The sequence below is a fragment of the Achromobacter spanius genome (assembly GCF_029637605.1).
Classification (GTDB): domain Bacteria; phylum Pseudomonadota; class Gammaproteobacteria; order Burkholderiales; family Burkholderiaceae_B; genus Achromobacter; species Achromobacter spanius_E.
Genome location: NZ_CP121261.1, coordinates 970,304 through 996,361 on the forward strand (window position 1 = coordinate 970,304; position 26,058 = coordinate 996,361).

At 65.9% G+C, this 26,058-nt stretch carries 25 protein-coding genes; 10 read left to right on the top strand and 15 right to left on the bottom strand.

Translation table 11 applies throughout. The annotated features are described in order from the left end of the window. Positions 1-8: 8 nt before the first annotated feature. Entirely contained in the window at positions 9-1,340 is a 1,332-nt protein-coding gene (locus P8T11_RS04305) for an arylsulfatase (RefSeq protein WP_268078105.1), read from the top strand. Between the two features lie 38 nt (positions 1,341-1,378). Continuing rightward, positions 1,379-2,353, top strand: a complete 975-nt coding sequence (locus tag P8T11_RS04310; protein ID WP_268078104.1) for a Bug family tripartite tricarboxylate transporter substrate binding protein — start codon at positions 1,379-1,381, stop codon at positions 2,351-2,353. A 12-nt stretch (positions 2,354-2,365) separates the two neighbouring features. Here P8T11_RS04310 and P8T11_RS04315 read toward each other — a convergent pair whose 3' ends face one another. Beyond that, entirely contained in the window at positions 2,366-3,301 is a 936-nt protein-coding gene (locus tag P8T11_RS04315; protein WP_268078103.1) for a LysR family transcriptional regulator, read from the bottom strand. 154 nt (positions 3,302-3,455) lie between these two features. Here P8T11_RS04315 and P8T11_RS04320 point away from each other — a divergent pair, with 154 nt between their 5' ends. Continuing rightward, positions 3,456-3,854, top strand: coding sequence for a RidA family protein (locus P8T11_RS04320; RefSeq protein WP_268078102.1), 399 nt, complete (start codon positions 3,456-3,458; stop codon positions 3,852-3,854). A gap of 86 nt (positions 3,855-3,940) precedes the next feature. On the opposite strand, the gene P8T11_RS04325 is transcribed toward P8T11_RS04320, so the two are convergent. Next, positions 3,941-4,510 carry a hypothetical protein gene (locus P8T11_RS04325; protein WP_268078101.1) on the bottom strand — a complete coding sequence of 190 codons (570 nt, stop codon included), beginning with the start codon at positions 4,508-4,510 and terminating at the stop codon, positions 3,941-3,943. Between the two features lie 341 nt (positions 4,511-4,851). On the opposite strand from P8T11_RS04325, the gene P8T11_RS04330 reads away from it, so the two are divergent. Beyond that, positions 4,852-5,685: a DUF4189 domain-containing protein gene (locus P8T11_RS04330; RefSeq protein ID WP_268078100.1), complete on the top strand. Its 834-nt coding sequence runs from the start codon at positions 4,852-4,854 to the stop codon at positions 5,683-5,685. A 65-nt stretch (positions 5,686-5,750) separates the two neighbouring features. On the opposite strand, the gene P8T11_RS04335 is transcribed toward P8T11_RS04330, so the two are convergent. From P8T11_RS04335 to P8T11_RS04345, 3 genes are all read right to left on the bottom strand, one after another. Beyond that, positions 5,751-6,752: a Bug family tripartite tricarboxylate transporter substrate binding protein gene (locus P8T11_RS04335; RefSeq protein ID WP_268078099.1), complete on the bottom strand. Its 1,002-nt coding sequence runs from the start codon at positions 6,750-6,752 to the stop codon at positions 5,751-5,753. Positions 6,753-6,828: 76 nt separating this feature from the next. Then, complete coding sequence (locus P8T11_RS04340; protein ID WP_268078098.1) at positions 6,829-7,881, bottom strand: hydroxyacid dehydrogenase; 1,053 nt, start codon at positions 7,879-7,881, stop codon at positions 6,829-6,831. A 121-nt stretch (positions 7,882-8,002) separates the two neighbouring features. Further along, entirely contained in the window at positions 8,003-8,902 is a 900-nt protein-coding gene (locus P8T11_RS04345; protein ID WP_268078097.1) for a LysR family transcriptional regulator, read from the bottom strand. A 154-nt stretch (positions 8,903-9,056) separates the two neighbouring features. Between P8T11_RS04345 and P8T11_RS04350 the strand changes: the two genes are divergently transcribed. From P8T11_RS04350 to P8T11_RS04365, 4 genes are all read left to right on the top strand, one after another. Further along, positions 9,057-10,241, top strand: a complete 1,185-nt coding sequence (locus tag P8T11_RS04350) for an alpha-hydroxy acid oxidase (RefSeq protein ID WP_268078096.1) — start codon at positions 9,057-9,059, stop codon at positions 10,239-10,241. An 88-nt stretch (positions 10,242-10,329) separates the two neighbouring features. Further along, the gene (locus P8T11_RS04355; protein WP_268078095.1) at positions 10,330-11,208 is read left to right on the top strand and encodes a hypothetical protein; all 879 of its coding nucleotides are present in this window, start codon (positions 10,330-10,332) and stop codon (positions 11,206-11,208) included. 19 nt (positions 11,209-11,227) lie between these two features. Next, positions 11,228-11,905, top strand: a complete 678-nt coding sequence (locus P8T11_RS04360; RefSeq protein WP_268078094.1) for a hypothetical protein — start codon at positions 11,228-11,230, stop codon at positions 11,903-11,905. 74 nt (positions 11,906-11,979) lie between these two features. Then, on the top strand, positions 11,980-12,855 hold the full coding sequence (locus tag P8T11_RS04365; protein ID WP_268078093.1) for an aldo/keto reductase family oxidoreductase: 876 nt from the start codon (positions 11,980-11,982) through the stop codon (positions 12,853-12,855). Positions 12,856-12,883: 28 nt separating this feature from the next. Here the strand turns inward: P8T11_RS04365 and P8T11_RS04370 are convergent, their stop codons facing one another. From P8T11_RS04370 to P8T11_RS04405, 8 genes are all read right to left on the bottom strand, one after another. After that, entirely contained in the window at positions 12,884-14,032 is a 1,149-nt protein-coding gene (locus P8T11_RS04370; RefSeq protein WP_268078092.1) for a GGDEF domain-containing protein, read from the bottom strand. 75 nt (positions 14,033-14,107) lie between these two features. Continuing rightward, complete coding sequence (locus P8T11_RS04375; RefSeq protein ID WP_268078091.1) at positions 14,108-15,607, bottom strand: 3-deoxy-D-arabino-heptulosonate 7-phosphate synthase; 1,500 nt, start codon at positions 15,605-15,607, stop codon at positions 14,108-14,110. 99 nt (positions 15,608-15,706) lie between these two features. Then, complete coding sequence (locus P8T11_RS04380; RefSeq protein WP_268078090.1) at positions 15,707-16,207, bottom strand: GlcG/HbpS family heme-binding protein; 501 nt, start codon at positions 16,205-16,207, stop codon at positions 15,707-15,709. A 120-nt stretch (positions 16,208-16,327) separates the two neighbouring features. Continuing rightward, positions 16,328-16,957 carry a response regulator transcription factor gene (locus P8T11_RS04385; RefSeq protein WP_268078089.1) on the bottom strand — a complete coding sequence of 210 codons (630 nt, stop codon included), beginning with the start codon at positions 16,955-16,957 and terminating at the stop codon, positions 16,328-16,330. Next, positions 16,954-18,390 carry a sensor histidine kinase gene (locus P8T11_RS04390; protein ID WP_326494534.1) on the bottom strand — a complete coding sequence of 479 codons (1,437 nt, stop codon included), beginning with the start codon at positions 18,388-18,390 and terminating at the stop codon, positions 16,954-16,956. Before P8T11_RS04390 ends, P8T11_RS04385 begins: the two co-directional genes overlap by 4 nt. A gap of 57 nt (positions 18,391-18,447) precedes the next feature. Next, complete coding sequence (locus tag P8T11_RS04395) at positions 18,448-19,659, bottom strand: HPP family protein (protein WP_268078087.1); 1,212 nt, start codon at positions 19,657-19,659, stop codon at positions 18,448-18,450. Between the two features lie 93 nt (positions 19,660-19,752). Next, positions 19,753-20,199, bottom strand: coding sequence for a MarR family winged helix-turn-helix transcriptional regulator (locus tag P8T11_RS04400; protein WP_268078086.1), 447 nt, complete (start codon positions 20,197-20,199; stop codon positions 19,753-19,755). 122 nt (positions 20,200-20,321) lie between these two features. Then, positions 20,322-21,215 (bottom strand): LysR family transcriptional regulator, encoded by an 894-nt coding sequence (locus P8T11_RS04405; RefSeq protein WP_268078085.1) that lies wholly within the window; start codon positions 21,213-21,215, stop codon positions 20,322-20,324. A gap of 132 nt (positions 21,216-21,347) precedes the next feature. Here P8T11_RS04405 and argC point away from each other — a divergent pair, with 132 nt between their 5' ends. Beyond that, positions 21,348-22,280 (top strand): N-acetyl-gamma-glutamyl-phosphate reductase, encoded by a 933-nt coding sequence (gene argC / locus P8T11_RS04410; protein ID WP_268078084.1) that lies wholly within the window; start codon positions 21,348-21,350, stop codon positions 22,278-22,280. Between the two features lie 91 nt (positions 22,281-22,371). Here argC and P8T11_RS04415 read toward each other — a convergent pair whose 3' ends face one another. Further along, complete coding sequence (locus P8T11_RS04415; protein WP_268078083.1) at positions 22,372-23,265, bottom strand: MBL fold metallo-hydrolase; 894 nt, start codon at positions 23,263-23,265, stop codon at positions 22,372-22,374. 103 nt (positions 23,266-23,368) lie between these two features. Continuing rightward, positions 23,369-24,274, bottom strand: a complete 906-nt coding sequence (locus P8T11_RS04420; protein ID WP_268078082.1) for a LysR family transcriptional regulator — start codon at positions 24,272-24,274, stop codon at positions 23,369-23,371. 138 nt (positions 24,275-24,412) lie between these two features. On the opposite strand from P8T11_RS04420, the gene P8T11_RS04425 reads away from it, so the two are divergent. Then, positions 24,413-26,032 (top strand): ATP-dependent acyl-CoA ligase, encoded by a 1,620-nt coding sequence (locus P8T11_RS04425; RefSeq protein ID WP_268078081.1) that lies wholly within the window; start codon positions 24,413-24,415, stop codon positions 26,030-26,032. Positions 26,033-26,058: the final 26 nt, after the last annotated feature.

The window sequence follows — 26,058 nt, forward strand, 5'->3', positions numbered from 1 at the left end:
CCGCCCAGATGTCGAATCGCCCCAATATCGTTTTGATCGTTGCCGACAATCTGGGCTGGGGCGAGCTCGGCTGCTACGGAGGCGGGGCGCTGCGCGGCGCGCCCACGCCCAATATCGACCGGCTTGCCGCCGAAGGCCTGCTGCTGCAGAACTTCAATGTGGAAAGCGACTGCGTGCCGACCCGCTCGGCGCTCATGAGCGGCCGGCATCCCATCCGTACCGGCTGCCTGCAATCGGTGCCGCCGGGCCTGCCGCAAGGGCTGACGCGCGACGAGATCACGCTGGCGCAGCAATTGTCGGGGCAGGGCTATGCCACGGCGCACTATGGCAAATGGCATTTGGGCGATATCCCTGGACGCTACCCGTCCGATCGCGGCTTCGATCATTGGTACGGCATTCCGCGCACCACCGATGAAAGCCAGTTCACGTCGTCGATCGGCTTTGACCCCAGCGTGGCGGACATGCCCTACATCATGGAAGGCCGTGCGGGGCAGCCGTCGACCAACGTGAAGCTGTATGACCTGGACAGCCGGCGCGGCATCGACGCCGAACTGGTGCAGCACGCGCAGACTTTCATGCGCGAGCAGGCGCGCGGCGGACGGCCCTTTTTCTTGTATCTGCCGCTGGTGCACCTGCACTTTCCCACGCTGCCGCACCCCGATTTCGCCGGGCGCACCGGCGCGGGTGACTTCGCGGACTCGATGGTGGAAATGGATCACCGCGTGGGTCAGATCGTGGCCGAAGTTGACGAACTGGGCTTGCGCGACAACACCGTATTCATCTTCTGCAGCGACAACGGCCCGGAATTCCGCAAGCCCTATCGCGGCACGGCAGGCCCCTGGAGCGGCACGTATCACACGGCCATGGAAGGCAGCCTGCGCGTGCCCTTCATCATTCGTTGGCCGGGCAAGGTCAAGCCAGGCCAGGTGTCCAACGAAATCGTCCACGTGACCGATCTGTACACCACGCTGTCGCACATCGGTGGGGCCAGCGTGCCGCAAGACAGGCCCATCGATGGCATCGACCAGACCGATTTCCTGACCGGCGTGCGTCCGGATTCGGCGCGCGAGGGCTTTCTGTTCTACATCAAGAACGAACTGCGCGCGCTGAAATGGCGCGACTGGAAGCTGCATTTCTACTGGGAACCCGAGGTGAACGAAGGCAAGGGCAAGCTGGAATCGCCGTACCTCTTCAACCTGAAGCAAGACCCCAAGGAAGAAAGCGATATCTTGATTTTCAATACCTGGGTGCTCGGCCCCATGCTGAAGATGGTGCAAGCCTTCAATCAGTCTTGCGCCGAGCATCCAAACACCACGCCCGGTCGACCTGACCGGGATTGAACGGCCCGCGCAGACGGCGCCAAGCACAAGGGGAAATCATGAAAACCGTTGTACGTCGCAGTATCGCGTGGCTGGGCCTGGGGTGTGCGCTAGCCCTGCCGGTTGCGTCCCAGGCCGAGCCGCCGCTGGCCTGGCCAGGCAAACAAATCAACTGGATCGTGGGCTTCGTGCCGGGCGGTTCCGCCGACGTGCTGACGCGCGTGGCGGCGCAGGACCTGGCGCAACGCACGGGCTTGAACGTGGTGGTCGAGAACAAGCCGGGTGCGTCGGGCGCGATCGCGCTGCAGATGGTGGCGCGCAGCAAGGCCAGCGATGGCTACCTGATCACGGTGCCTGGGCCGCTTATCTATCCCACGCCGCAACCGGCCATCGGCAAGGAACTGGCGCCGGTCATGCTGATGGCGCAGGGGCCGATGGTGATCGTGGGTCCGGCCAAGCAGGCCTTGCCGAAGCTGGCGGACGTGTTGGCGGACGCACGCAAGCATCCGGATACCTGGAGCTACGGCAGTTCCGGCAACGGCACGTCGCAGCATCTGGCGGGCGAACTGCTGAACCAGGTTGCCGGCACGCGCATTGTGCACGTGCCCTACAAGGGGGGCGGGCAGGCGGTGTCGGATGTGGCGGGCGGCCAGATTCCGTTGGCGATCCTGGGGTCGTCACCCGTGTTGCCGCAGATCAAGGCCGGCACGCTCAAGGCCTATGCAGTCACCACCAAGCAGCGGCTGGATGCCTTGCCCGACGTGCCCACCGTGGCCGAATCCGGCTTTCCGGGCTACGACGCCAGCCAGTGGTTTTCGGTGGCGGCCTCGCCCGGTATTGATGCCGCCGTGCTTGAGCAGTTGAACGCGGCCTTGCAGAAAACCGTGCAGTCGCCCGCCTTTCAAGCGGCGGTCGACAACGCGGGCATGGTCGCGGCAGGCGGTTCGCGTTCCGACTTGCAGCATTTCATTGCGGACGACACCGCCAAATGGCAAAAGCTGCTGGATAGCGGCGCCATCAAACTGGCGAACTGAAAAAGCGGGTGTTCAGGTCGGGCGCGTCGGTGGCGGCGCGGCAAGCGGGGCGTACTGCCCCATCAGCGCCACCACCCAATCGATGAACACCCGCAGTTTGGTGCTGACATGGCGGTTTGGCGGGAAGGCGATGGTCAGGGGCATGGACTCCAGCCGCCAGTCCTGAAACAGCGGTTGCAGTTCACCCGTGGCCAGGTGCGGTTGGGCCATGTATTCCGGCAGCCACAGTACGCCCAGCCCGGCCAGCCCCGCCGCCAGATAGGCGTTGCCATCATCCACCGCCAGCACGTAGCGCCCGTGCACGTGCACGCTTTCGTCGCCACGCTGCATGGCGTAGGGGAACGCCTTGCCCAGCCGTTGCCACAGATAACCCACGATACGGTGATGCGTGTCTTCCAGCTCGCGTGGATGCGCGGGATGGCCGGCGCGCGCCAGGTAGCTGGGCGCGGCGTACACGCCCAGTTGCAGGTCGCCCACGCGGCGCGCCATCAAGGACAGGTCGGTCAATTCGCCGCCGCGCACCACGCAGTCCACGTTTTCCGCGATCACGTCCACGATACGGTCGCTTGCGCCCATGTCCAGCTGGATATCGGGATACTGCGCGTGAAAGGCGGGCAGCGCCGGAATCAGGACCATGCGCGCCAAGGGGCTGGGCACGTCCACCCGCAAGCGGCCTCGGGGCGAGGCCGATGCCGCCGACAAGCTGGTTTCGGCGTCGTCCATGTCGGCCAGCAGTTTGAGCACCCGCTCGTAATAGGCCGCGCCATCGGCGGTGACCTTCACCTGGCGCGTGGTGCGGTTCAACAGCCGGACGCGCAGCCGTGCCTCAAGCTGCTGCACCAACTGCGTCACGGTGGTCTTGCTCATGTGCAGGGTTTCGGCGGCCTTGGTGAAGCTGCCAGCTTCCACCACGCGGGCAAACGCCTGCATCGCATCGAATCGGTCCATGGGGGCTCCGGCGGGCTTGAAGAGTGTTTGGATTCTACAAACAGTGATGGACAGGCTTGCGCGTTTATCGGCGGGCGGCGCGTCTTTACAGTGGAGTCATCGCTAACGACGGGCCGCTTTCCTTCCTGATGACGGCCCACTCAAGGAGCTATCCATGACGACACGAGACGTTGTTTTCCCCGCCGGCCGCCACGCGCTATACGAACGCCACCGCTATTCTCCCGCCATCCGGTCCAACGGATTCCTGTTCGTGTCGGGCCAGGTTGGCAGCCGCGAGGACGGGTCGCCTGAACCCGATCTGCAAGCGCAAGTGCGGCTGGCCTTTAGCAACCTGAACGCCATACTGGAAGCGGCGGGCTGCACCTTTGACGATGTGGTGGATGTGACGGTCTTCATGGTCGACCCGGACTCCAGGTTCGAGCAGATCTGGCAGGTGGTGCCCGAGTATTGGGGCGTCGCGCCGTATCCCTCGCTGACCGCCGTGGGTGTTACCTGGCTGAGCGGCTTTGACTTCGAAATCAAGGTGGTCGCGAAGCTACCCGAAACTGCCTGATAGGTACATGCCGGTGTATGGACCGGGTACGTGCCGGGTACATGCTGGCCCGGCACGCAACCACCCGGCACGCTTTCGCCCCGCGCTTACTTCACCACGTAGTTGTTGGCTTCGGCTTCGCCCGACCATTTGCGCAGGGCGGCAATGAACTCAGGGCACACGTTGCCTTCCACGCTGGTACTGGTGATGACGCTGTTTTCCATGCGCATCAGCACCATGCATTCATACACGCGCGTACGGTTCTGATAGTGGCCGGTGCTATTGGTCTGAAACACCGGCGTGGCGGCGGAAGTATTGGTGGCGGGAATCATGCCCACCACTTGCTGGCTGGTGCCGGTGGTGACCCATTCCGAATAAGGCGCGGCCTGGTAGTCCGACCATTCCAGTTCCATCGTATTGCCCACCGCGCGCTTTTTGGACGGTTCGCCCAAGGCCGCGATGGCGTCGTTGATGGAGCGGCCTTCCATGTTCTTGGCCACATTCACGCTAGGTGAAAACGACAGCCCCGACTTGAACACATTGCCCAGCGACGGCAGGGCGGAGCTGCCCCCGTCGGGCATGGGGGCGCAACCCGCCAGGGCGGCCGCGGCGGCGATCAGGGCGGCCGGCAGCAGCAGCGGCTTGCGGCGTTTCGAGGCTTGCAAAGGCAACGTCATGGTGTGAGGTCGATGTTCCGTGGCAGGGGGCATGCGGCATCCGGGGCGCGGCGTGTTTGTTTCTCTTCGTGACAAGCTGGCCTGCCGGGTGATTAGCGCCGCTACCCACGCGACGCGCGTTCCGACTGGTAAAGCGCTTAGGAAAAGTCCGACATTTTTACCGGAAAACGGGGCCAGCATTCTTATCACGGCATGTGAAATTTGTTACTCAATATGCCCAGCCGGGCATAAATGCAGGGGACGGAGCCAGGGGGGTCTTTGCTAAGATCGTCCCCGCTTGTCGTGCGGAGCGCATCGTTCAGCACGCTCCCTTTCCCGCCACATTCCTCCCGACCCCGACGATGATGCCCGCCCGCTTTCACCCCCTGATCCGCGCCGCCTTCGCCGCGATTGCCTTGATGGCCGGCCTGGCCGCCAGTCCCGCGCATGCCGACAAGCTATTCGGCGGCATCGCCACAGACGGCAATCACGACAAGACCTATTGGGTCATGCCCGAGGCGTCGCAGAAAGACGCCGAGGCCGCGAGCCTGGCCGAATGCCGTCGCCAGGGCGGCAAGGAATGCAAGAAGCTGGGCTGGTTTTCGGACAGTTGCATGGCGTATGCGCGCAACTCCCGGCAGGACCTGTTTCCGGGCAACAGCGTGGCGCCCGAACTGGCCGCCAAGAAGGCCATGCGCCGCTGCACGGCCGGCAGCCCCGATGGCAAGTGCCGCTTGATGACCTTGCCGTTCTGCGTCGGCCCCGGCTATAGCGCCGCCGATCTGCAGGCGGCCAGGCGCGCCAGGCCGGCCGAGGTGGAAGCCTTGTCCGCCAAGTTGAACGATCGCGAATACTGGGGCGCCCTGGCCGAAAACGCCGACGGCGGCCTGCTGTATGCAGACGGCTATCCCAAGGAGGACGACGCCCTTTCGTCGCTGCTGAAGTGGGAAGACTGCAAGGACTGCCGCAAGGTCCTGACCTACAAGGACACCTGCGTCGGCATGGCCTGGGTGAAGGGCAGCGAAGGCCGGGGCACGCGCTTTACCGCGTTGAACCCCGATCCCGTGGCCGCGCGCGAGGAAGCGCGCTCGGTATGCACCACGAAAACCGGCGCGCCGGCTTGCGTGGCGATGCTGCGTTGCTCGGGCCGCGCCTACATCGACGGCTACCCCGGCGAGGACGTCAAGCCGAAGTAAACCGTCGATTCTGGCGCGCTACGCTTGGGCACGCGACAGATCACGCGCCTTATGAATCGGGCGGCCTACTTGTCCAGCCAGGGCGCTTCCTTCCACAGCTTCTGGAATTCGGTTTCGCCGTTGGCCAATTCCCGGGCGTAGTCGGCGGGCGGCAGGTAACGCAGGGGCACGAACATTTCCTTGGCCTTGGCCTGGAAGGCGGGGTCGTCCACCGTGCGCTTCACGGCATCCACCAGCTTTGCGCGCACGTCGTCAGGCAAGCCCTTGGGCGCGGCCAGGCCACGCAGCGACGCCAGTTCAAAGTCGTAACCCTGTTCCTTGAAGGTGGGCACGTCAGGCAGCGCGGCCGAACGCGTATTGCCCATCTGGCCCAGGAAGCGCAGCGGCGTGCCGCCTTTCTGGTACTGCAGCGCTTCGCCGACGTTGATGGCGCCGATGGTGATTTCGCCACCGGCCAAGGCGCCGCGCACTTCGCCCGCGCCCTTGTACGGAATGTGGCTGAGCTTGGCGCCCGATGTGCCTTCAAAACGCAGCATGGCCAGGTGGTCGTCGGAGCCGGTGCCGGTGGTGCCCACGGTGACCTTGCCAGGATTCTTCTTGGCGTAGGCCGACAGGTCGGCCAGCGTCTTCAATTCGTTGTCGTTGCGCACCGTGAAGGCGCCCGGATCGTCGATCAGATTGCCCAGCAGGTCATAGCTTTTCCAACTGAAGGCGGACTTGCGCTCGATGGGTATGGTCAACAGGTTGGGGGTATTGATGAAGCCGATGGTGTAGCCGTCGGGCTGCGCGCGGGCCAGTTCCGTGAAGCCGATGGCGCCACCCGCGCCGGGGCGGTTCAACACCACGATGCGGGCGTCGTTGCCCAGGTACTTCTGCAGGAAAGGCGCCATCATGCGCGCCACCAGATCGGTGCCGCCGCCAGGGCCGTACGACACGATCAGGTTGATGGGGTGTTCCGGGTAGCCGGCCGCTTGCGCGCCGCTGGCGAACACGGTGGCGCCGGACAGCAGCGCGATGGACGCGGCCAGCGCGCGCAGGGTGCGGCGCTTGAAGGGGGGGTGTTGCATGTTGTCTCCTCGTGGGATGGGTCGGCGGCTTGATGCCGCACTGTGTGTTCGGTTGCCGCGCGGGCGCGGCACCGTGCTACTGCAATTTCGCCAGTCGGGCTTGCGTGACCGGCCAGACTTCCGGGTTGACGAGTTGTGGCGGCCGTTCACCGCGCAGCATGGCCATCAACTGCTGGGCCGACGACTGCGCCACATTGCGGCGGGCTTCGTGCGTGACGCCGGCCGTATGAAAGGTGGCCACCACATTGGGCAGGGCCAGCAACGGCGTGTCGCGCGGGGGCGGTTCCTGTTGCCAGACATCCAGGCCGGCGCCACGTAAGTGGCCGCCGCGCAAGGCGTCGTACAGCGCCGCCTCGTCATGGATGCCGCCCCGCGCCGTCGACACGAAAACCGCTTCCGGCTTCATGGCGGCGAACGCGCGCGCGTCGATCATGCCGCGCGTCGAATTGTCCAGCGGGCAATGCAAGGACACCACGTCGGCTTGCGCCAGCAGGTCGGATAAGGACACGGGCTCCGCGCCGCGAGCGCGGATGGTGTCGGCGTCCAGCAGCGGGTCATGCGCAATCACGCGCATGCCAAAGCCTTGCGCAATGCGGGCCACGCGCGAGCCGATCTGGCCGATGCCCACCAGCCCGATGACGGTGCCGTGGATCTCGTGACCCATCAGGTCTTCGCGCGTAAAGCCCGTGTCGTGGCGCAGGCGTTGATGCGATTCCACCACGCGGCGCTGCACCGCCAGCAGCAGCGCATACGTGTGTTCGGCCACCGACGCGGCGTTGCCGCCCGCCTGGTTCACCACCGCGATGCCGGCTGCCGTGCAGGCAGGCACGTCCACCGTGTCATAGCCCGCGCCGCCGGATGACACGCACATCAGGTCCGGGCACTGCGCAATGAGTTCGGCGTTGACGAACCACTGGCGCGGCAGTTCGTCCTTGGCGGCTGACACATGGTAGGCGTGAGCCGTCTTCAAGCCCGCCAGCGTACGGGCGTCGTCGTCATGCGCGGGCAGCACCGACAAGGCAATGTCAGGTTGCGCGCCGATGATCTGGTCGAACACGGGGTTCAGCCACAGGTCCAGTCGGCACAGGCGCTTGGGGAAATCTTGCAAGGGGGAACCAACATCCGGCATGTCGCCCAGTCTCCGTATAGGTCTTCAATCTTTGTTTGAAGCGACTCTACTCGGGCTGAAATGGGAGATAAAGCGAATAATTTTCTTATTCAAGGGCGACTTTTTAGAAACAGTCTCCGCGCTACACCATGCTTGCCGGCGCGTCGAATTCCAATGTGTCCTGCGCCAGGGCGCGCAGGCTGACCAGCATGGGCCGGGTGTCGTCGCGACGCCATTGAAAGGTGTAGGGCAGGGGCCGCAAGGGCGGCAAGCCCGGCAGGGGATGCAGGTCGCCACGCTGGATCAGGATGCGCGCCCAGGCCGTGGGCAGAAAACCCAGCCCCAGGCCCTGGCGCAACATGCCCGCAATGGCGCCCCAACTATTGCAGCACTGCATGCGGCCCGGCGAGATCCCCTGTTCGGTCAGCCAGTCGTCCAGCATGCGGATTACGCCGGAGCTTTGGGGCTGGGTAATCAAGGTCAGCCCGGGCAGGTCGGCAGGCGTCAGTGCCGCGGGGTCGGGCACCGCGCGCAGGGACGTCACCCATTCAAACTCCGCGCTGCCGATCAGATGTGACGCGATGGACGCGCGCGATGACGGTCCGGCGATGACCGCAAAATCCAGGTCGCCTTCCTCCAGCCCGCGCTCGACCAATTCGCCCACGCCCACATAGGGCTCGACCAGCAGGTTCGGGTGGGCGCGTTGAATCTCCTCAATCAGGCGCGGCATCCACGTGATCGACGTGAGCTCTCCCGCCCCGAAGCGGCAGCGACCGGAGAAGGTCAGGTTGCTGCTGGCCTGCTGCATGAACTGGTCGGCGTTGCGCAGCAGGTCCTTGGCGTGCGGCACCAGTTGTTCGCCCAGCGCCGTCAGCGTGGCGCTGCGCGCGCTGCGGCTGAACAGGTCGGCGCCAATGGACGCTTCAAGCTCGCCGATGCGCTTGGACAGCGACGACACCGAGATATTCAGCCGGTTGGCGGCAATGGCGAAGTTCTTGCAGGTGGCGGCCCAATAAAAGGCTTCAAGTTGCTTGAGTGTCATGGCGGTGCAGGAAGAATCTAGGGCGAAGAAAAGTGTAATAAGCAATATCGATAAAGTCACTTTATTCAAAGCGCCCGCGCGCCTATAGTCGTCCGCCATCGCCCAAGACTACAGCGCGGCCGCCCCTGCGCGGACCGATCGCGAGGAGCCACCCATGTTCGACCCCCTGCGCCAGATACTCAGCCTGCATGACTTCGAAGCGGCCGCGAAGCAGCGCCTGCCCAAGCCCATCTACGCCTATGTGTCGGGCGCGGTGGAAGACGGGCAATCCGAACGCGGCAACCGGCAGGCCTTTGCGCAGTACGGCTTTCGGCCCAAGGTGTTGTTCGACGTCTCCCAACGCAGCACGCGCACCACGGTATTGGGCCGGGAGTATGCCGCGCCGGTGGGCGTGGCCCCCATGGGAATCTCGGCGCTTTCTAGCTATCGCGGCGACGTCGTGCTGGCGCGCGCCGCCGCCGAGGCGAACGTGCCTTGCATCATGAGCGGGTCATCGTTGATCCGTCTGGAAGAGGTCATGCAGGCCGCGCCGGGCACCTGGTTTCAGGCCTACCTGCCGGGCGACGACGCGCAGATCGCGGCCTTGATCGACCGCGTGGCGGCAGCCGGCGTGACGACCTTGGTGCTGACGGTGGACACGCCCGTTGCCGCCAACCGCGAGAACAATGTGCGGGCGGGGTTTTCAACGCCGCTGCGGCCCAGCGTGGGCCTGGCCTGGCAAGGGCTGACGCATCCACGCTGGTTGTTCGGCACGATCCTGCGCACGCTGTGGCGCCATGGCATGCCGCACTTCGAGAACAACTACGCCACGCGCGGCGCGCCGATTCTGTCGGCCAACGTGCTGCGCGATTTTTCCGATCGCGGCCACTTGAACTGGCGGCACGTGGCCGCCATCCGCCGGCGCTGGCAAGGGCAGATGGTGATCAAGGGCATTCTGCATCCCGACGATGCGCGCACCGCGCGCGCACAGGGCATGGACGGCATCATTGTGTCGAACCACGGCGGCCGGCAATTGGACGGCAGCGTGTCGCCCTTGCAAGCGCTGCCGGAAGTCGTTGACGCGGCCGGTGGCATGGACGTGATGCTGGACAGCGGCGTGCGGCGCGGGTCCGACGTGCTCAAGGCCATGGCGCTGGGGGCGCGCTGCGTGTTCGTGGGCCGCCCGTTCAACTATGCGGCGACGGTGGCCGGACAGCGCGGCGTGGCGCACGCCATCAACCTGATCGTGGAAGAAGTCAGGCGCAACATGGGCCTGCTGGGCGTGGTGGATGTGGCGCAAGTCAATGCGGATGCCTTGGTGCGCGTGCCGTCGGTGGGGGATGACGCGCGGCAAGGCTAGGTAAGGCCAGCCAAGGCTAGGTAGACAAGGCAAGGCATGCCCTAGAATGCCGGCACCGCTTTGTTTGAAGCACCCTCCGCGAATCGCCTTGCCTCTACCTGTCCGCGCCACTTTTCTTTCCCGCCCAAGCAAGCGATGTGGCCTATGTCTTGCGCTGGCACTGATCGTTTCGATACCCGCCATCGCCCGTGCGCAGCCCGCCGCGTCTGAGAATGCCTACGCGAAGACAGTCGAACCCATCGGCGGCGACTTCGCGCTGCAAGGCTATCCCCGTTCCCACCTGCGAACCATCCTGTATCGCGGCAAGCCCTATCGGCCCTTGAATGCCGTGGAGTTCATCCACGTGCGCGCGCTGGGGCCCACGCAAGGCGGCCAGCCGATGCTGTTGGCGGTGTCGAACGACTTCATGGGTGTCGGCACGATATTGATCGCGGTGCAAAACGGGACGCCGCTTGCGCGTGTTTTGAGTCCCACCGTCGACATGCACGACCCCGACATGGGCGTGGCACAACCCGGCCGCAAGGACCTGCTGCTGTTCACGGCGGGCTCGCGGGCGCTGGTGACGTCGACGGGCCAGGTGCTTTGGTTTGAACACCAGCGCCAGAAGGAAAAACTACATTCCATTCCCCAGTTGGTATCGGTGTCGCCCGACAACCGGCACGGCGCGCTGTTGCTGGACAACGAGATCCGGCTTGGCCGCTTGGACGATGGCCCCTATGCCACCGTGCCGTTCACCAAAGCCATGCAGACGAAGGCTTTCAGCGGCTTATGGGATGAAAGTTCGCAGGCCGCCAGAAAAGCGCTGGACGCTGGTCAGCGCATCGATCAGCGCCGCCTGTACGGCAACTTGAAGGCGGAATGGATCAACAAGAATTTTCAATGGCAGGAAGGCAAGAACGGATGGCAGTTCAATGGCTATGGCCTGAAGTCGGCGGCGTTGCCGGTTACCACGGCGCGGGAGCGGTGAGGTGAGGTTGAATCGATTGATGCCGAATTCGTTGATGCCGTCCATCCGGCGTATGGCGACGTTTGGCTTGCTGGCGCTGCTGGCGGGATGCGCGGGCCGTGCCGAGATCTTTGAAGAACATGTGCGCACCGAAGACGCCAAACCAACGGACGTCGTCCTGACGCTGGACGTTGCCTTCGCGCGCGCACCCGACTTCGCTCCCGAAACCAACACCTACAAGGGCCCGCCCCGGCGCGTGGAGTATTCCGGCTACCCCAGCCTGGACGTGCCGTTCTATCAAAAGGGCCTGGGCATGGACCTGGGCGTGCTGGGCGACCCGCGCGCCTTGCTCGCGTTGCCGTACCCATCGCCCACAACACGCACCACGTCGGCGAAACTGAAAATATTCGGTGAACGCCGCGATGCCCGGCATTACCGCTTCGTCGTGCTGCCGCGTTCCGGATGGAACAGCTACAACAGTTTCCAGGTGTCGTTCGCCGTCAACGGCCGGCGAGAGGGCATGACGTTTGCCTACAGCACGAAGGCCGTGTGCGAAAGCGCGTTCGACGTGACCACGCCCACTTACGGGTTCGGCATGTCGGTATCGGCGAGCTTTGCGGACGGCAAGCCCGGCTGCCTGATGGCCTGCGATGCGCGGCCAGGTTACCCGGGGTACTGCGCGTTTGGCGCGGATGTTGAGTCGATGCTGAGGCGGTAGCGCCGGTGCGGCATGCCTAATTATCCAAGATCGCGGAAAGGACTAAGCTTTCCGTTTTATCCAGGAGCTCCAGCATGTCGACCACTCAGCATGAAGACACCTATGCACTCGGTTCATGCCGGGTCAAGCGCCTGGGGTATGGCGCGATGCAGTTGGCCGGCCCCGGCGTGTTCGGCCCGCCGCGCGACCGCGACGCGGCGCTGGCGGTGCTGCGCGAAGCGGTGGCCAGTGGCGTGAACCATATCGACACCAGCGATTTCTACGGCCCGCACGTTACCAACCAGATCATCCGCGAAGCCTTGTCGCCGTATCCGGATGACTTGGTGCTGGTGACGAAGATCGGCGCCCGGCGTGGTGAAGATGCCTCGTGGATACGCGCTGACAGCGCACCCGAGCTTGAGCGCGCGGTGGAAGACAATCTGCGCAATCTGGGGCTGGACGCGCTGGACGTAGTCAACCTGCGCATCATGTTTGGTGTGCATGGGCCGCAAGAAGGGTCGATTGCGCAGCCCTTGGCGGCGTTGGCGCAGTTGCAGCAGCGGGGGCTGGTGCGCCATATCGGCCTGAGCAACGTGACGGCCGAGCAAGTGCGCGAAGGGCGAGGGCTGTGCGACATCGTGTGCGTGCAGAACCAGTACAACCTGGCGCATCGGCATGATGATGCACTGATCGACGCCTTGGCGGATGATGGCATTGCCTATGTGCCGTATTTTCCGTTGGGTGGTTTCAGCCCGCTGCAGTCGGCAACGCTGACCGACGTGGCGCAGCGGCTGGAGGCCACGCCGATGCAGGTGGCGATTGCGTGGCTGCTGCAGCGGTCGCCCAATATCCTGGTCATACCGGGCACGTCGTCGGTGGCGCACCTGCGCGAGAACCTGGCCGCGGCAAGCTTGGCATTGCCGCCGGAGGCCGTGCGCGCGCTGGACGGTATCGCGGGCGCGGCGGCGTAAGAACGCGCGCTGCGCGCACCTTTGCCCGCTACGCCAGTTCCAACCGGTTACCGCCCAGCGATTTTGCGCGGTACAAGGCGCGGTCAGCTGCCGCCAGGCTATCGGCCAGCGGCGGCGCGGTGCGCTCGAACCGCGCCAGCCCGATGCTGACCGTGGCGCGGATGGCGCTGCGATCCACGTGTTCGGAAACCGTGTCCGCAAAGCGTTGCGCGACGGCTTCGCCCAGCGCCTGCGCGCGCCGCGCCTCGTCGCCCGTCAGCAGCGCGGCGAACTCTTCGCCGCCGATACGCGCCAACAGCACGCCCGGCCCGGCCACGCTCTGCGCGATGTCGGCAAACGCCTTGAGCACCTGGTCGCCGGCCTGATGCCCGTGTCGGTCATTGATGGATTTGAAGTGGTCAAGGTCAAACGCCAGCACGGCCACCGGCCCCTGGTTTGCATTGGCGTGCAGCAAGCGCATGCCTTCTTCGAAAAACCAGCGGCGGTTGCCCAGGCGCGTCAGGTAGTCGGTTTGCGATTCGCGCAGCAACTGGCCATGCGCCTCTTCGCGTACCAGCTTGAGCAGCGCCATGGGCAGCAACACCGAATACAGCACGCCTTCGTACATGGTGATGTTGCTGGATGCCAGTTGGACCGAGGGGCCGTATACCCCAACCAGCCAGGGCAGGATCAGGGCGCGGAAGGCATAGAACAAGGCATGGATGCCGGTGATGGCGACGACAAAGCGCCGGGGCGCCAGCGGCTTCAGGGGCGTGCAGCGCCACATTTCCCAAGCGGTCAGTGCCGCGACGACGGCGATGGGCACCGCGCTGACATAGCTCCACATGATGCCTTGCCAGCGCGTGCCGGCCGCTGTCCACAGCAAGGCCGTGATCGCCAGCAACGCCGCGGAGGTCCCGCGATACTGCTTGCCGTTGAAGGCCGCAACGCCGTGCAGCACCAGCAGATAGCCGCCAAGAATGATGAAGTTGCTTAGCCCAGGGCCAAGCGCGGCGGGCAGGTGGCCGCGCAACAGCACCACGGTACAGCCGGCGGCGATGGTGGTGAAGCCCACGGCCAGCAGTCTCAGTTCCTTGCCGCGCCGCGTATTCGTCCGATATTCCCAATAAAGCATCCCGGCGCTGGCTAGCAGCGTTCCGATGACGAGCAGGTAAAGGGTGTAGAGATCGACGTGCATCCCGGCGGTATCAGCGTGGCGCCGACACGGCTTGCCGACAGCGGGATTTTACGGGGAAAACTCCACCCTTATCTGTTACAGGCCAGCGTGTTGCGTGGCTGCAAACAGGTCGTTTGTGTGCACCATCAGCGCGCGCACCTGATGCAGCAGCGGATACTGATTCAACACGCCGGCCCATTGCGGCGACGTCAGCAATCCGTGCCACACGGCTTCCAGCGCTTGCGCGTCGGCGGGCAGGCCCAGCGAGAGTTGGCTGGCGTAGGCCACGCTGGCCGGCGCGGACAGCAATTGCATGCGGCAAGCGGCGTTCAGCAAGCGCGGCGTGTCGATGGGTTCGTCGGCGGGCGCGTCGCAGCAATAGAGCACGGCGCTTGCCAGGTCGAGGCCTAGTGTGGGCAAGGTGCTCAGGGACGCGCCGCGCAGCGCCACGGTGCCTTGGCGCGACAGGAACGGGTAGATGACGCCAGCGTCCGCCTGCGCCAGCCGTTGCAGGCCGCGCAGCAAGCGGGGGAAGTCGGTGCTGGCCGCGTCCACAGACGCCTTGGCCTCGACCAACAGGCACACATCCCAGGTGGGTTCGGCCTCTGGCGGGCCGGCGCGGCGCAACAGGGCGGCGTCCCACTCGCTTTTGGCGCGGTCGGCCGAGCCGGGCAGTTCGGGCGGTACGTGCATCGAGGTCACCACGCGATAGACGTCGGCCCTTGATGTCGTGCCTTGCGGGGCTTCTGTAGAGGCTGCTGTAGATCCTTCTGTAGAGGCAGCAGCAGTAGAAGCAGCAGTAGAGGCAGCAATAGAGGCTTCTGTATTGAGACGGTGCGCCAAGGCTTGCAGCGCTTTCGCAGCCTGTGCCTCGACAGCCGCGCCACGCTGTTGCGCGGCCAGGCCTCGCGCGACCGCGTCCGGCGTGCCGGAGCGCGGACCGTTGCGGTTCCATAGCGCTTGATACCGCTGCACCAGCGCGTCAGAGGCCAGGGCGTCCAAGCGGCACAGGCGTTCCAGGGTGGGGCCGTCGCGCAGGCGGGCCAGGCTGCGCGCCATGGCGGAATCGCTTTCGGCGTCGGGCAGTGCGTCGATCCGCTCAACGGCCTGGGACAGCGCCGCCCACGCCGATGTTGACGCGGCGGCCTGCAACGCGGCCAAGGCATCGCGTTGCGAGCCCGGCGGCATGCGTTGCAGCTTGGCGGGGTGGGCGATGGCGTTGACGGCCGCGACGACTTCACGCCGGTCCGGCTCGGCGCCCGCCGCCAACGAGGCGTATTCGCGCACCTGCACGGCTTGGTGGCGCAGGACCATGGCCTGAATGGCGGGGTCGCCCTGGTTCGCGCGCATGGCTTCGCCGATCAACTGCGCCAGGGCGTCGATGAAGGTCTGCTTGACCGTGGCGGGCGGTGTGTCTGAACGGGCCAGCGCCTGCCGCGCCTGGTCGATGGACACGGCCAGCATGCTGGTGCAATGGCGGCTGGGTGCGGCGGGGCCCGCGTCCAAGGCGGCTTCTGGGGTGTCCGGCAAGCGATAGCGGCGGGCGACGATGCGTAGCGTTTCGTCCAGCAGGGCGGGGCGCGGCGGCAGGGGCATGGGGTGTACCGGTGTATTCAGACTGTGGCGCCGTAAGCCTAGCCTGTTGCCGGCCTAGGCGCCAATACCGACATGCCCACTGGCCGTCCCGCAGCGTCCTTATTTGAACATTGCCGCGTTGTCTTGCAGCACCGTGTCGGCGCACTGCGCGTCCAGGTGGCCCCCGGGTGCGCCGGCCACGCCGATGGCGCCGATGACCTTGTCGCCCGCCTTGACGGGCACGCCGCCGCCCAAGAGCAGGAAGCCCGGAATGTCGGTCAGGTTGGCCGCGCCCGGATTCTTCTGCGCGTTCTCCATCATGGTCAGCGTGGGCGTCTTGGCGGACACGGCGGTGAATGCCTTGGCGCGGCTGGCTTCGATGGTGTGCGGGCCGGCGTTGTCGGCGCGGGCGAAGGCCTTGAGCAGGCCGGCGCGGTCCACCACGGAGGCGCTGACGTTATAGCCCTTGGCCTGGCAGGCGGCGACGGTGGCGGTGGCGAGCGTTTGCGCATCGGCCATCGACAGGTTGGTTTCCGTCAGCACGGCGGCGTGGGCGGCGGTGGAGAAAGCCAGCGTGGCGGCCAGCGAGGAAACAAGGGTGGCAAGGGGTTGGCGGGTCATGGTCTGCATCCTTTTTGTGGGTGTCGTCAGGAGCAGTCAGTGTGGCCAAAACGCACGGCGGGCGGTATACGCCCGACTACTCGCGCGTCTCCGTAGCGTTACGGAGGGCGGGGCGCGGGGCTAGTCGAGCAGGGTGGCGTATTGGCGGATCAGTTGCGCCAGCGAGTCGGCTTCCAGCTTGGCGAAGACGTTGGCTCGATACGTTTCAACGGTGCGTGGCGACAAGTCGAATTCGCGCGCGATTTCCTTGTTGCTCATGCCTTGCACGACGCGCGCCAGCACCTCGTGTTCGCGTCCGGACAAGCGCGCCAGCCGGTCGGCGGCGGCCTGGGTCACGGCCAGTTTTTCGCGGCTGGCGATATGGGTGCGTACGGCCGCCTGCACCGCGTCCAGGAACACGTCGTCATCCACGGGCTTTTGCAGGAATTCCATGGCGCCGCCCTTGAAGGCGCGCCGGCACAGATCCACGTTGGCATGGCCCGTCAGCATGACGACCGGCAGGTCGGACTGCGCGGCCAAACGGCCAAGCACGTCCAGCCCGCTGATGCCGGGCATGCGGATGTCCAGCACCACGCAGCCGATGGCGCTGGCGCTCAACTGCGTCAGAAAGGCCTGCGGGTCGCCAAAGCCCACGCTGCGCAGGCCCACGCTACGCAGCAACAGGGCCAGCGCATCGCGCACGGCGTCGTCGTCATCCACCAGGTACACCAGCGGGGATTGATCGGGCGTGCGCGTGTTCGGGGGGCTCATGCGGCGGGCTCCGAGCGTGGCAGGCTCAGGGTGAAACAAGCGCCCGAGGGCTTGAGGTTGCGCGCCGCGATGCGGCCGTCCATGGACCCGGCCAGCGTTTCGCACAGGGCCAGCCCCAGCCCCATGCCTTGTTCGCGGGTGGTGTAGAACGGGGCGAACAGGCGGGGTAGCGCGTCGGCGGCAATGCCGGGGCCGGTGTCGCTGACGGTAAACCGGTATTCGTCGCCGTCGGCGCGGCCTTCCAGGTGGATCTGTCGCGTGCCGTCGGTGCTGGCCAGCGCGTCGGCGGCGTTTTGCACCAGGTTGTGCAGGATCTGTTCCAGCGCCACGCGGTCACCTAGCGGCCGCGTGCCAGGGCTGGCGTTGGTCCAGACCAGGCGGATGCCTAGCCGGGCCAATTCGGCCTCGCGCAGAAAAAGCAGCGACGCCACCAGCGCGTCCGGGTCCAGCGCTTCGCGCCGGGCGGGTGAACGTGGCTGCACCAGCGCGCGCATGCGGCTGATGATGTCGGCGGCGCGCTTGGCCTGCTCGGCGCTGGCCAAGAGCGCGTGGCGCACGGCGGGGCGTTCGTCTTCGTCGTCCAGCAGGCGTTGGGCGGCTCGGGTTTGGGCCAGGATGGCGGTCAGGGGCTGGTTTAGTTCGTGCGCGATGCCCGCGGCCATTTCGCCCAGCGTACCCAGGCGCGCCATGGTGGCCAGGCGGGCCTGTTCCTGTTGCCGATGCGCCTCGGCGCGCGAGCGCTGCCACGCGGCGCCAGCGGCTACCAGCAGGGCGCTGGCCACGGCCCAGAAGAGCCAGGCTTTCCATGGCCAGTAGGCGGGGGTCAGCGTGCGGGTGCTGCGCATGGAGAAGGCCTGGCTGGCCGCGCCCAGCGGCTTTTGCAGGGTCATCGTCAGCCCCCACGCATCGTCTGCCTGCTTCGACAGCAGCGCCAGCGGCTTGCCGTTCAGCATCAGGCCGAGGTTGCCCAGGCCCGGGGGAAAGTCCGCCTCGGGCACTAGTTGGCGGGCATCCAGCAGCAGGCTCCAACTGGAGGGCGCCACCAGCCAGTAGCGGGCGTCGTCCAGCGGCAGCGTTACCGGGCGGCCAGCCTCGCGGGCGCGCGTCACGGCGGCGGACAATGCCGGCGGCGGGGGCAGGCTGCCGGTCCAGGCGCCATCGGCCAGATAGCCCAGCCCCAACAATTGCGGCATGGCCGGGTGCAGGCTGGGGTACAGGCGTTCGGGCGTGGGCGGGTGTGACAGCGCGGTCAGCGTGGCAAGCACGGCCTCGTGCTGCACCGTCTTCTGGCTCAACATGCGCTGCGCGATGCTGGTGGCCTGGAAGAAGCGGTCGTGCAGGTCTATGTATTCCTGGCGGGCGATCCAGGCGGCGCCCAGACAGAACAAGACCAGCCAGCAGAGGAGGGCGCGCGTGCGCGATAGGGGGTTCACGGGTGAAATTATGCCCTGCGGCATGCGCGCGCCGGCATCCGTAGGGCTACGGAGGCGTCACGCGGCGCGCTTTGTGGCGTGGGCGCCTGAGCCGGCGGGTGAATTAGCTAGCGGCCTGGCCTGTAGCCCGGCTTCTGAATTGACAGGGGAATGGGAAGACACCGTCATCTGATAAAGCGCGGCCACCAGGTCCGACTGGGTGATCAGCCCGAGCAAGTTGCGCGAGGCGTCCAGCACCGGCACGCAATGCAGGGCGTCCGACATGGGCCGCGCCAGTTCAATGGCGGGCAGGTCCGGCGTGGCGAAGGGCACTTCGCTGCGCATGCAATCGGCAACCCGCGGCTCCGGCGGTGCGGCGTCGTCCGGCTTGAGCAGAAGCGGCCTGGCCTTGCGCGCCAGCACGTCAGCCTGCGACACCATGCCGGCATAACGGCCGTTCGCGTCAACAACCGCCAAGCCTTGCAGCCGGTGCCTGTCGAACAGGCGCACGGCGTGGTCCAGGGGATCGTGTTCCTGCACGGTAACGACGTCACGCGACATGATGTCGGCGCACGACACCTCGCCAAACCGGCGCACGCTGGCGCGCAGTTCGGCGGACAGCACGATGTCTTCCAGGTCTTCCTTGCTGATGTCCAGAAGCTCGCCGCGTTGCGCCAGGGCGTCGTCCAGGTCGGCCCGGCTGAAGCCCAGGCGGGTGCTGGGCGCGGCGTCGCGAGTGTGATGGCTCTGTGCCGGGTCGGCATGGCGGCGGGGGTAATTGCGTTTCAGGGCGCCGTTGAAGGCCACGGCAATGCACAGCAGGATCAGGGAATTCAGGCCCACCGGCCACAGCGCGAAGCCATAGCCCAGCGCCGTTACCGACGGCCCGCCCAGCACCGCCGTCAAGGCAACCGCGCCGCTGGGGGGATGCAGGCAACGCAGGCTGAACATGGCGCCTATGGCCAGGGCCACCGCAACGGCCGCGGCCACGCCGGGCACGGGAATCATCTGGGCGCAGAAGACGCCGATCAGCGCCGACACCAGGTTGCCCGCCATGATGGACCAGGGTTGTGCCAGCGGGCTGGCGGGCGCGGCAAACAGCAGCACGGCCGACGCACCCATGGGCGCGATGAACCAAGGGCTGGCCGCGCCCAGCGCGTGCCGGCCCACCCATTCCGTGCAGAAGAGCCCAAGCAGCGCGCCCAGTACGCCAAGAATTTTTTCGCGCCCGTTGACGCCTACCGGCGCTGGCGCGAAGGCGCTCAGCCAGCGCTTGATTGCTACACCCAAACCGATCTCCTCACGTCCCTGAAATATGTCGTGGGGCGACAATTTATCACGCGGCGGCTTAACGCCCGCTTATGTGCTTATGCGTGGAGGCGGTCAGGCCGTCTCGTCGCCGATGCGTGCCAACAGGCGGCCCAGCAAGGGACGCATGGCGCGCAATTCTTCCAGGTGCGCGGTGGACAGGCTTTCCAATACCCGTTCGGCCTTTGGCGTCAGCACGACTTCAACGCGGCGCCCATCTTCGGGGTCGGCCTCGCGGCTGACCAGATCCAGCCGGGCCAGGCGACTGACCAGTTCAGCGGCCGTATGCGGGCGGATCAACAGGCGGTCGGCGATTTCGCCTACGTAAAGCCCACGACGGTCGGGCGGGCTTTTGCGGGTGCCTTTGATGGCCAGCAGGGTTTGATGCTGCTGCGGGGTCAGCGCCAAGGCGCCGGCCGCGCCTTCACTGAAGGCCGCGAAGGTGCGCAGCGCATAGCGGAAGTCAGCCAGCAGTTCGTAGTCGGCGGGCGACAGGGGAGTGGGGGACGGAGTCGTTTTCACAGGGGAATTCTAATATGACGACACGTGAATACGTGCCGCGCTTCAGTACCGTTAGTACGCTTCATTGCCGCTTTCGTTACCGCTATCGTTGCTGCCTTCATAGCCACATTCGCCTGCTACATTCAGGCACCCTGTGCCGCCCGCAATTGCCACAGCACGTCCAGCACATGCTGGGTGGCGCGTTCGACTTTTTCCGCGCGATGCGCGATGCCCAGCGGCCGCCACAACGCCGGGCGCAGGGGCCGCATGATGATGCGCGGGTCGGCTTGGGGCGCGGTGGCTTCGTGCGGCAGCAGGGTGGCGCCATAGCCGGCGGCCACCAGGCTTTTGATGGCGTCGTTGTAATTGAGCTGGATGCGGGGGCGCGGGTTCAGGCCGGCTGCCGCGAACCATTCGCCGGTCTGGCGCGAGAGCCGCGTGGTGGTGTCGTTCAGGATCAGCGCGCGCTCGGCCAGCCACGCGGGCGTAACGCGGGCGGGCGCCTGCCAGCTTGCCGGCAGAAAGGCCATGACCGGATCGCGCCGCCAGGGCTTGATGACGAGGCCGTCGACAGGCGGTTGCGGCAGCGCCACCAGTCCCACGTCCAGCGTGCCGTCATTCAAGCGCTGCAAGGTTTCCTGAGAGGTCAGCACCGCCACTTGCACGTCGATGCCGGGGTGATGGCGGCCCAGTGTCTCCAAAGCGCTGGGCAGCAGATGCGCAATGGCGCCGGTGGAGGCACCCAGGCGGACGCGGCCCGACAAGCCCTGCACCTGCCGTTGCACATCGTCCAGCGCCTGGTCGGCTTCGGCCAGCAGCCGGCGCGCGCGTTCCAGCAGCGTCTCGCCAATAGTGGTGGGCCGCACCTGGCCGCGCTTGCGCGTCAAGAGCGGCGCGCCGACGCGGGCTTCCAGGTCGGCCACGTGCAGGCTGACGGTGGGCGGGGCCAGATGCAGCGCGCGGGCGGCCTCGGCGAAGGAACCCAGGTCGGCAATGGCGACCAGGGTGCGCAGGCGGTCCAGGCTGATTTCACGCATGGGGATTGACGTTCAGTAAACATGAATTGAACGATCATGATATTCGACTTTTCTTATCAATGGCCACGGTTGAAGATAGCGGCTGCATCAAAGCCTTCAACCCTGATCAACCCCTCCCTCGACGGAGCAGCCATGACCCACCCCCTAGTCTTTATCGACGGCGACCAAGGCACCACCGGCCTGCAGATTCATGAACGCCTGAATGGCCGTACCGACCTGCGCCTGCTGACGCTGCCCGAGGCCGAACGCAAGGATCCGCAACGCCGTGCCGACGCCATCAACGCCAGCGACGTGGCCATCCTGTGCCTGCCGGACGAGCCGGCGCGCCAGGCCGCGGCATCGGTGGTGAACCCGGCCGTGCGCATCATCGACGCCAGTTCGGCGCATCGCACCACGCCGGGCTGGGTCTACGGCTTCCCGGAGATGAGCGCGGGGCAGGCGGCCTTGATCGCACAAGCCAAGCGGGTCAGCAACCCCGGCTGCTACCCCACGGGCGCCATCGCCTTGCTGCGCCCCTTGATCCAGGCGGGGCTGGTGCCCGCCGACTATCCGATGGTTGTGCATGCGGTGTCGGGCTATTCGGGCGGCGGCCGCGCCAGCGTGGATGCCTATGAAGGGGCGGGCGGCGTGCCAGGACCCGCGTTCCAGTTGTATGGCTTGGGCCTGGCGCACAAGCACACGCCCGAGATTGAAGCGCATGCGGGGCTGACGCAGCGCCCGGTGTTCGTGCCTGCCTACGGCGCGTTCCGCCAGGGCATTGTGCTGACGATTCCGTTGCAGACGCGCTTGTTGCCGGCCGGGGTGAACAGCGAACAATTGCATGCTTGCCTGCACCAGCATTACGCAGACACCACCCATGTGCAGGTCGTGCCGCGCCAGGAAGCCGCCAGCCACACGCATCTGGATCCGCAGGTGCTCAACGGTACGAATGACCTGCGTTTGGCGGTCTACGGCAACGAACAACACGGCCAGGTGTTGCTGACCGCGGTGTTCGACAACCTGGGCAAGGGCGCGTCCGGCGCGGCGGTGCAGAACCTGGACCTGATGCTCGCCGCGATGGCATAAGGCGAGGGCATAAGAAAAATGGCGCCTCGCTGGAAGCGGGGCGCCATTGCTGTTCAGGGCATTACCTCTTCATCGTCAACCCGTCATTGCCTCACCACTTCATTTCGCCCTTGGCGACCTTGGCGCTCAAGTCCAGGGATGCCGCGGCGCCCGCTTGCGGGTACTGCGCCTTCATGGCGGCGATCAGCGTGGCGCTGTCGGCGGCCTTGGCGGTTTGCGTGTCGAAGGCGCGGATGTAGCCCTGCGTATAGCGGACGGATTCCAGCGTCAACGGCGCGCCCGGCGCATAGTGGCCCGGAATGACCGTCACCGGCTTCAGCGCTTCAATGCGCGACAAGGTGGCCAGCCAATCCTTGTGCGATTGCGGCGTCTGCGTGTCGGCCATCCACACGTGCAGGTTGCCGAACACCACAACGCCGCCTACCACCGCCTTCAATGACGGAATCCACACAAAGCTGCGATCCGGCTGCGGGCCGTCCAGGCCGGTGATTTCCAGCGCCTGGCCTTCCAGCGTCAGTTTGCTGCCTTTCAGCACCTGCGGAATCACGGCCCGGGACGGCGCATCCGCGCCCAGCTTGGGGCCCCAGAATGCCAGCTTGCCGTCCACCGTTTCCTTGATGTGCTGAACCGTGGGTTCGGTGGCGACGACGCGCGCATCGGGGAAGGCGGCCACCACGGTGTCCAGGCCGAAGTAGAAGTCGGGGTCGCCGTGGCTGATGTAGATGGTGGTCAGCGTCTTGCCGCTGTCGCGCACCATTTGCACCACTTTTTCGGCTTGCGACTTGCCAAACTGCGCATCGATCAGAATGGCCTCACGCTTGCCGCTGACCAGCACGGAAGACACTTGAAAGATGGCGTCGTTGCCGGGGTTGAAATGGGTCAGTTGCAAATCTGTGCCGGCTGCGTGGGCAATGAAGGCGGGGCTGATCAACAAGCTCAGCGCAGCGCTTTGCAGCAGGCGGCGAAAGCGGGGCAAGGAAGACATGGCGGCGGCTCTTGGGTGATGTAAGAAGGAAGCCAGTCTAGTGGCGGCGTGCACGCCGATCTATCCCCGCCTTTGCCAGAGTCTGTTGCGCATTTCGATCAGATCAAGCCGGGTTCGGATCCGCCAGCGTGGCCTCGACCTGGCGCCTCAGCCACATCGTGCCGGGGTCGCTTTCAAAGCGCGCGTGCCAATGCACGGTCACGCTTAACGGCGGCAGTGCGATGGGCAGAGGACGGATTTCGAAAGCGTTGTCGCGGTTGAACCAGATGGCCGCGCGGTAGGGCAGTGTGACCGTCAAATCGGTGCGGCGGACGATCTCGGCGGCGGCCGAGAAATGCGGCAGCGTCAGGTAGGGCTGGCGACGCAGGCCCGCTTCGCTCAGCACGTCGTTCAGCAAGCGGTGTGCGCTGGCGCGCGAGGCCACCAGGATGTGATCCAGCCGCTTGAACTGGCCACGTGTCAGCCCCGCGGACAGCACCGGGTGGCCGCGCCGGCCCATGCACGCATAGCGTTCGCTGAACAGGTCGGCGTGGCAGGTATGGCGGCCCAGCCCAGCCAGGTTGCCGATGGCCAGGTCGACCTCGCCCTCTTTCAGCGCTTGCGGCAATTGCTCCAGCGCGATCTCCAGCACTTCCACCTGCAGGCGCGGCGCCAGCGCATGCACGCGCTCCATCAGCGGCGGCAGGAACACCATTTCGCCGATGTCGGACATCGACAGGCGAAAGCGCCGGGTGCTGGTGGCCGGGGTGAATTGCTGACGCAGGCTGACCGCTTCCGCAAAGCTGTTCATGCCGCGTTCGATAGGGTCGGCCAACGCAAACGCCACCGGCGTGGGTTGCATGCCGGTAGCGGTGCGCACGAAAAGCGGGTCGTCAAATTGTTCCCGCAGGCGGGCCAGCGCGTAGCTGACGGCGGGCTGCGTCAAGTTCAGCCGTTGCGCCGCGCGGGTGACGCTGCGTTCATGCAGCACGGTCAGGAAAACCCGCATGAGATTCAGATCGAAGTCCACGCATGCCTTTGATATCAGTTCTATTTATAAGATAAATAATAGCCATAAATTTGACATATAAATAGTTGATTCCTAGACTAATTTCACGAAAGCCGCTGAACGCCAGGTAGCGGCAGAACAACCGGGGAAAGCGTCGTCATGCATGCGTTGACATTACCGTCGTTGTTGGTGGAACAGGCCGCGCGCCAAGGCGAGCGCTTGTGGGTGCAGGCCCCGGGCGGATCGCTGCGGTTTTGCGATGCGCCGGCCCACGCGGCAAGCTGGGCCGCGCGGCTGGCGGCGGCGGGTGTGGCGCGGGGGGACCGCGTGGGGCTCATGGCCGGCAACCGCCACGAATTTTTGTCGATCGTGTTGGGTTGTGGCTGGCTGGGCGCGGTGGTGGTGCCCATCAACACCGCGTCGCGCGGCATGCAACTGCGGCACATCCTGGCCAATAGCGGCTGCGTGTTGCTGGTGGCCGATGCGGCGTCCTGTCCGGCCCTGACGGGCTTGGCGTCGCTGAATCACGCGGCGCAGGATGGCATGGCGAACGATGGCGCCGCACACGATGGCCCCTTGGCCTTGCGCGCGATCTGGCTGCTTGACGAGATCGATGCCGCCCACGCGCTGCCCGCGCCCGCCACCCTGGTGCCATCGGAACTGCCTGCGCCATTACCCGCCGCCGCCATTCAGCCCGGCGACATGCTGGCAATTCTCTACACCTCGGGCACCTCCGGCCCGTCCAAGGGCGTGTGCTGCCCGCACGCGCAGTTTTACTGGTGGGGCAAGATCGCCGCGCGCAACCTGGACATTTCAGATGCCGACGTGCTCTACACCAGCCTGCCGCTGTTCCACACGAACGCACTGAACGCCTGCTTCCAGGCGCTGGTGACCGGGGCGTCCATCATTTGCGACGAGCGCTTTTCAGCAAGCCGCTACTTCGACCGCCTGCAAGCCACGAACGCCACCGTTACCTATCTGTTGGGCGCCATGGTGCCGATGCTGCTGGCGCAAGAGGCGCGGCCGTCCGAACGCGGCCACCGCACCCGCATCGCGCTGGCGCCCGGGGTGCCGGAACGCTTTCATGGCGTGTTCGCAGAACGCACCGGCATGGCGCTGCTGGAAGGCTACGGCTCCACCGAAACCAATTTCGCCCTGGGCGGCACGCTTTCCGAGCAGCGGCCAGGCACGATGGGCCGCGTGGCGCCCGAGTTCGACGCCATCGTCGCCGACGAACACGATGCGCCGGTGCCTGATGGCGAGCCGGGCGAACTGCTGCTGCGCGCCACGCCGCCGTTTGCCATTGCCACGGGCTATTTCGGCATGGCCGACAAGACGGTTGAGGCCTGGCGCAACCTGTGGTTCCACACCGGCGACCGCGTGGTGCGCGACGCCGACGGCTACTTCCGATTCCTGGACCGCCTGAAAGACGCCATCCGCCGCCGGGGCGAGAACATCTCGTCCTATGAAGTGGAACAGGTGCTGCAAGCCCATCCGGCCGTGGCCACCGTGGCCGTTTACGCAGTGCGTTCCGAACTGGCCGAAGACGAAGTGATGGCCGCGTTGGTCTACAAGGCGGGGCACGCGCCCACGCCCGAAGCGTTGCTTGATTTCTGCCAGCCTCGCATGCCGTACTTCGCCGTGCCGCGCTACCTGCGCGTGCTGGACGATCTGCCGCGCACCGAAAACGGCAAGGTCCGCAAGTTCCGCTTGCGGGAAGAAGGTATCACCGGCGACACCTGGGACCGGGACGCCGCCGGCTATCGCGTGGCGCGCTGATGCGCCGTTGATCCACTAAAAATCCA

Excerpts from the sequence above, each read along its gene's own strand:
- P8T11_RS04425 (WP_268078081.1), top strand. The coding sequence starts at position 24,413 with ATGCATGCGTTGACATTACCGTCGTTGTTGGTGGAACAGGCCGCGCGC.
- P8T11_RS04345 (WP_268078097.1), bottom strand. The coding sequence starts at position 8,902 with ATGACACTCAAGCAACTTGAAGCCTTTTATTGGGCCGCCACCTGCAAG.
- P8T11_RS04335 (WP_268078099.1), bottom strand. The coding sequence starts at position 6,752 with ATGCAACACCCCCCCTTCAAGCGCCGCACCCTGCGCGCGCTGGCCGCG.
- P8T11_RS04325 (WP_268078101.1), bottom strand. The coding sequence starts at position 4,510 with ATGACGTTGCCTTTGCAAGCCTCGAAACGCCGCAAGCCGCTGCTGCTG.
- P8T11_RS04415 (WP_268078083.1), bottom strand. The coding sequence starts at position 23,265 with ATGTCTTCCTTGCCCCGCTTTCGCCGCCTGCTGCAAAGCGCTGCGCTG.
- P8T11_RS04380 (WP_268078090.1), bottom strand. The coding sequence starts at position 16,207 with ATGACCCGCCAACCCCTTGCCACCCTTGTTTCCTCGCTGGCCGCCACG.
- P8T11_RS04310 (WP_268078104.1), top strand. The coding sequence starts at position 1,379 with ATGAAAACCGTTGTACGTCGCAGTATCGCGTGGCTGGGCCTGGGGTGT.
- P8T11_RS04315 (WP_268078103.1), bottom strand. The coding sequence starts at position 3,301 with ATGGACCGATTCGATGCGATGCAGGCGTTTGCCCGCGTGGTGGAAGCT.
- P8T11_RS04320 (WP_268078102.1), top strand. The coding sequence starts at position 3,456 with ATGACGACACGAGACGTTGTTTTCCCCGCCGGCCGCCACGCGCTATAC.
- P8T11_RS04305 (WP_268078105.1), top strand. The coding sequence starts at position 9 with ATGTCGAATCGCCCCAATATCGTTTTGATCGTTGCCGACAATCTGGGC.
- P8T11_RS04365 (WP_268078093.1), top strand. The coding sequence starts at position 11,980 with ATGTCGACCACTCAGCATGAAGACACCTATGCACTCGGTTCATGCCGG.
- P8T11_RS04330 (WP_268078100.1), top strand. The coding sequence starts at position 4,852 with ATGATGCCCGCCCGCTTTCACCCCCTGATCCGCGCCGCCTTCGCCGCG.
- P8T11_RS04350 (WP_268078096.1), top strand. The coding sequence starts at position 9,057 with ATGTTCGACCCCCTGCGCCAGATACTCAGCCTGCATGACTTCGAAGCG.
- P8T11_RS04360 (WP_268078094.1), top strand. The coding sequence starts at position 11,228 with ATGCCGAATTCGTTGATGCCGTCCATCCGGCGTATGGCGACGTTTGGC.
- P8T11_RS04385 (WP_268078089.1), bottom strand. The coding sequence starts at position 16,957 with ATGAGCCCCCCGAACACGCGCACGCCCGATCAATCCCCGCTGGTGTAC.
- P8T11_RS04340 (WP_268078098.1), bottom strand. The coding sequence starts at position 7,881 with ATGCCGGATGTTGGTTCCCCCTTGCAAGATTTCCCCAAGCGCCTGTGC.
- P8T11_RS04405 (WP_268078085.1), bottom strand. The coding sequence starts at position 21,215 with ATGCGTGAAATCAGCCTGGACCGCCTGCGCACCCTGGTCGCCATTGCC.
- argC (WP_268078084.1), top strand. The coding sequence starts at position 21,348 with ATGACCCACCCCCTAGTCTTTATCGACGGCGACCAAGGCACCACCGGC.
- P8T11_RS04370 (WP_268078092.1), bottom strand. The coding sequence starts at position 14,032 with ATGCACGTCGATCTCTACACCCTTTACCTGCTCGTCATCGGAACGCTG.
- P8T11_RS04375 (WP_268078091.1), bottom strand. The coding sequence starts at position 15,607 with ATGCCCCTGCCGCCGCGCCCCGCCCTGCTGGACGAAACGCTACGCATC.